5 protein-coding genes are annotated in these 4614 nt (G+C 68.2%); 4 read left to right on the top strand and 1 reads right to left on the bottom strand.

The genetic code is table 11. From position 1 onward, the window contains the following. Positions 1–86 precede the first annotated feature (86 nt). Complete coding sequence (locus tag VF468_02025; GenBank protein HEX5877096.1) at positions 87–947, bottom strand: MIP/aquaporin family protein; 861 nt, start codon at positions 945–947, stop codon at positions 87–89. Between the two features lie 339 nt (positions 948–1286). Here VF468_02025 and rpsL point away from each other — a divergent pair, with 339 nt between their 5' ends. The 4 genes from rpsL to VF468_02005 form a co-directional block, all read left to right on the top strand. Then, positions 1287–1661, top strand: coding sequence for a 30S ribosomal protein S12 (gene rpsL, locus VF468_02020; GenBank protein HEX5877095.1), 375 nt, complete (start codon positions 1287–1289; stop codon positions 1659–1661). A gap of 13 nt (positions 1662–1674) precedes the next feature. After that, on the top strand, positions 1675–2145 hold the full coding sequence (gene rpsG, locus VF468_02015) for a 30S ribosomal protein S7 (protein HEX5877094.1): 471 nt from the start codon (positions 1675–1677) through the stop codon (positions 2143–2145). Between the two features lie 112 nt (positions 2146–2257). After that, on the top strand, positions 2258–4303 hold the full coding sequence (fusA, locus tag VF468_02010; protein HEX5877093.1) for an elongation factor G: 2046 nt from the start codon (positions 2258–2260) through the stop codon (positions 4301–4303). An 18-nt stretch (positions 4304–4321) separates the two neighbouring features. Then, positions 4322–4614, top strand: a 293-nt coding sequence (locus VF468_02005; GenBank protein HEX5877092.1) for a GTP-binding protein, incomplete at its 3' end; no start/stop codon positions are given.

Below are 4614 nucleotides of genomic sequence, written 5' to 3'. Positions count from 1 at the left end.
GCCTCCTGTCGCGTACGGGGTGGGGGAGTCGGTCGGGCGGGGACGGCGCCGCTGTCGGCGCCGTCCCCGTTTCACCCGTTGGGCGGCTAGGTTGCTTCGGGGCGCTGTTCCACCGGACGGCCGGTGTCCGGGTCCTCGACCGTCTCGCCGACCTCCGCTTCGATGGGCAGGGAGTTGCCGATGAAGAAGTCGTAGACGTAGGCCCCGATCGCCCCGCCGATCAGCGGTCCGATGATCGGCACCCAGAAGTAGTAGCTCCCGCCGGGCTCCTTCAGGGCGGTCGACCAGCCGGTGACCAGCGAGGCCAGCCGCGGCCCGAAGTCACGGGCCGGGTTGATGGCGTACCCCGACAGGGCGCCCAGGCTCATGCCGATCACGACCACCGCCAGGCCGATGATGAACGGGGCCATGTTCGCCCCCGGGGCGGTGTTGCGGGCGTCGGTGATGGCCAGGACCAGCATCACCAGGACGGCCGTGCCGATGATCTCGCTGCGGAGCCCGCCCAGGACCGACAGCCCCGGCCCCGGTGAGGTCGAGTAGACGCCCTGGGTGGCGAAGGTCTTGCCCGGGTCGACCTGGTTGAACCACTCGTAGAAGTTCCACCGGATCAGCAGGGCGGCGACGAACGCCCCGGCGACCTGGGCGACGATGTAGGGGCCGACCTTCCCCCAGGGGAACCCCCGCCGCAGGGCCAGGGAGGTGGTCACCGCCGGGTTGATATGCGCGCCGCTCACCCCCCCGGCCACGTACACCCCCATGACCACGCCGAAGCCCCACGCGAAGTTGACGGTGGTGAAGTCGCCGAAGGTGTTGGCGGCCCCCGGGGCCGGGTCGCCGACGGCGTTGCGCAGCACGAAGTGGGCGACCACGCCGCAACCGAAGACGATCAGCGTGAAGGTGCCGAGGAACTCGGCCAACAGCTCGGCAGTCAATGTGTTGCGCCGCAACGAACAGCCCTCCTTGCTCCCCCCTGCCCTGACGGACTCTTGAAGAGGCGGGGTCCTCCATCCCCGTGTTCGGTCATACCGAACAGTGTTGGGACATTCACGCGCGGGGCTGCTTGCGTTGTCAAGAGGACGTTACGTGCCGATTCCCGGCAATCGGTTTGACGAGGTCAGCGGCCCTCCGCTACCATTCGCGATCGCGCTTCGGCGAAGCCGTCGCGAACGCGCGCCCCCACCGACCAAGACGAACGAGATTGTGGTGCCGGGCGCTCGGGAAACGGAATAAACGCCCGACACCGTGGAGTTGAACGAGCAGCAGGAACAGTCGGCAAGGAGCAGAGATTGCCAACGATCGCCCAGCTGGTCCGCAAGGGCCGCGAGAGCAAGGTCGAGAAGACCAAGACCCCGGCGCTCAAGGGTTCGCCCCAGCGGCGGGGGGTCTGCACGCGCGTCTACACGACCACGCCCAAGAAGCCCAACTCGGCGCTCCGCAAGGTGTGCCGTGTCCGCCTGTCCAGCGGCATCGAGGTCACCGCCTACATCCCGGGCGTTGGCCACAACCTGCAGGAGCACTCCATCGTGCTCGTCCGCGGCGGCCGGGTGAAGGACCTGCCCGGCGTCCGCTACAAGGTCATCCGCGGCACCCTCGACACCCAGGGCGTCCGCGACCGCCGGCAGGCCCGCTCGCGCTACGGCGCCAAGGGCAAGCAGGTCTAGGAGGAACGCAACGATGCCGCGGAAGGGACCAGCAAGCCGCCGGCCGCTCACGCCGGACCCGATCTACCAGTCGCAGCTGGTGACGCAGATGATCAACAAGATCCTGCTGAAGGGGAAGCGCTCCACGGCCGAGCGGATCGTCTACTCGGCCCTCGAGCAGTGCCGGCGCAAGACCGGCAACGACCCCGTGACCACGCTCAAGCGGGCGGTCGAGAACGTCCGCCCGGTGCTGGAGACCAAGAGCCGCCGGGTCGGCGGGGCCACCTACCAGGTCCCGGTCGAGGTCCGGCAGGGCCGCTCGACCACCCTGGCCCTGCGCTGGCTGGTCGGCTTCTCCCGCAACCGCCGCGAGAAGACCATGGCCGACCGCCTGGCCGGCGAGCTGCTGGACGCCTCCAACGGCGCCGGGGCCGCGGTCAAGCGGAAGGAAGACACCCACAAGATGGCCGAGGCCAACCGGGCCTTCGCCCACTACCGCTGGTGACACACCAACACCTGAGAGAGGCATGACGAACACAGCAGTCGACCGCAAGGGCAGCGCCAAGGGGCTCGCGATCCGCGAGTTCCCGCTTCAGCGCACCCGCAACATCGGGATCATGGCCCACATCGACGCTGGGAAGACCACGACCACCGAGCGGATCCTGTACTACACCGGCCGCACCTACAAGATCGGCGAGGTCCACGAGGGCGCCGCCGTCATGGACTGGATGCAGCAGGAGCAGGAGCGCGGCATCACCATCACCTCGGCCGCGACCACCACCAGGTGGCGCGATCACTGGATCAACCTGATCGACACCCCGGGGCACGTGGACTTCACCGTCGAGGTCGAGCGCTCCCTGCGGGTGCTCGACGGGGCGGTGGCCGTGTTCGACGCCGTCAGCGGGGTCGAGCCCCAGTCCGAGACGGTGTGGCGCCAGGCCGACAAGTACCGCGTCCCCCGGATCTGCTTCGTCAACAAGATGGACCGGGTCGGGGCCGAGTTCCACCGCACGGTGGACATGATCGTCGACCGCCTGGGCGCGACCCCGGCCGTGCTCCAGCTCCCCTGGGGGGTGGAGAGCAACTTCCACGGGGTCATCGACCTGGTCGAGATGCGCGGCCACTACTGGCCGAGCGACGGCATGGGCGAGGAGTGGGAGGACCGGCCGATCCCCGACGAGTACGTCGAGCTGGCCGAGGAGTGGCGCCACCGGCTGTTCGAGCTGCTGGCCGACCACGACGAGCAGCTCATGGAGAAGTACGTGGCCGAGGAGGAGCCGACCGTCGCCGAGCTCCGCAGGGTGATCCGCAAGGCGACCATCGCCAACCAGATCACCCCGGTCCTGTGCGGCACCGCCTTCAAGAACAAGGGCGTGCAGCCGCTGCTGGACGCGGTCGTCTGGTACCTGCCCTCGCCACTGGACGTGCCCCCGATCCAGGGGACCAAGGTCGGCGACGAGGCGGCCGTGCTGGAGCGCAAGGCCGACGACAACGAGCCGTTCGCCGCCCTGGCCTTCAAGATCATGAGCGACCCGTACGTGGGCAAGCTCACCTACTTCCGGGTCTACTCGGGGACGCTGAAGGCCGGCAGCCGCGTGCTCAACGCCTCCAAGGACCGCACCGAGCGGATCGGGCGGCTGCTGCAGATGCACGCCAACCACCGCGAGGACAAGGACGCGGTGTTCGCCGGCGACATCGTGGCCGCGGTCGGGCTCAAGTTCACCACCACCGGCGACACCCTCTGCGACCCCGGGAACCCGATCGAGCTGGAGTCGATCAGCTTCCCCGACCCGGTGATCGAGGTCGCCATCGAGCCCAAGACCAAGTCCGACCAGGACAAGATGGCCACCGCCCTGCAGCGCCTCGACGAGGAGGACCCGACCTTCCGGGTCCACACCGACGAGGACACCGGGCAGACCATCCTGGCCGGCATGGGCGAGCTGCACCTCGAGGTGCTGGTGGACAGGATGCTGCGGGAGTTCAAGGTCGACGCCAACGTCGGCCGGCCCCAGGTCGCCTACCGCGAGACGATCCGCAGGCCCGTGACCAACCTGGTCTACCGGCACGTCAAGCAGACCGGCGGCAAGGGCCAGTACGCCCACGTGGAGATCGACGTCGAGCCGACGGCCGGCGACGGCGGCGGGTACGAGTTCGTCAACAAGATCGTCGGCGGCAAGATCCCGCGCGAGTACATCCCGTCGGTCGACGCCGGCATCCAGGACGCGATGAGCTCCGGCGTGCTGGCCGGCTATCCGATGGTCGACCTCCGGGTCATCCTGCACGACGGGTCCTACCACGAGGTCGACTCCTCCGAGATGGCGTTCAAGATCGCCGGCTCGATGGCGCTCCGCGAGGCCGCCCGCCGGGGCAGCCCGGCGCTGCTGGAGCCGATCATGGACGTCGAGGTGGTCACGCCCGAGGAGTTCGCCGGTGACGTGATGGGCAACCTGTCGGGCCGCCGCGGCCACATCGAGAAGATGGAGCCCCGCGGCAACGCCCAGGTGATCCGGGCCTCGGTGCCGCTGGCCGAGATGTTCGGCTACACCACCGACCTGCGCTCCATGACCCAGGGCCGGGCCACGTCGACCATGCACTTCGGCCGCTACGCCGAGGTGCCCGAGAACATTGCCAAGACCATCGTCGCGAAGATTCGCGGGGAGTAGGAGAGGAGACCGTTCCCCATGGCGAAGAAGAAGTTTGAGCGGACGAAGCCGCATTTGAATATTGGGACGATGGGTCATATCGACCATGGCAAGACGACCTTGACGGCGGCGATCACCAAGGTCCTGCACGAGCGGAACCCTGACGTGCCGTTCACTCCCTTTGATCAGATTGACAAGGCGCCGGAGGAGAAGCAGCGGGGCATCACGATCAACATCTCCCATGTGGAGTACGAGACCCCGAACCGGCATTACGCGCACGTGGATATGCCGGGTCACGCGGACTACATCAAGAACATGATCACCGGCGCCGC

The sequence above is a fragment of the Actinomycetota bacterium genome (genome assembly GCA_036280995.1).
Lineage (GTDB): Bacteria > Actinomycetota > CALGFH01 > CALGFH01 > CALGFH01 > CALGFH01.
Note: the sequence above shows the minus strand (reverse complement) of the source record. Positions and strands in the feature narration are given on the sequence as shown.

Bases quoted from the DNA above. Each gene is read 5' to 3' on its own strand.
- rpsG (HEX5877094.1), top strand. From the start codon at position 1,675: ATGCCGCGGAAGGGACCAGCAAGCCGCCGGCCGCTCACGCCGGACCCG.
- fusA (HEX5877093.1), top strand. From the start codon at position 2,258: ATGGCCCACATCGACGCTGGGAAGACCACGACCACCGAGCGGATCCTG.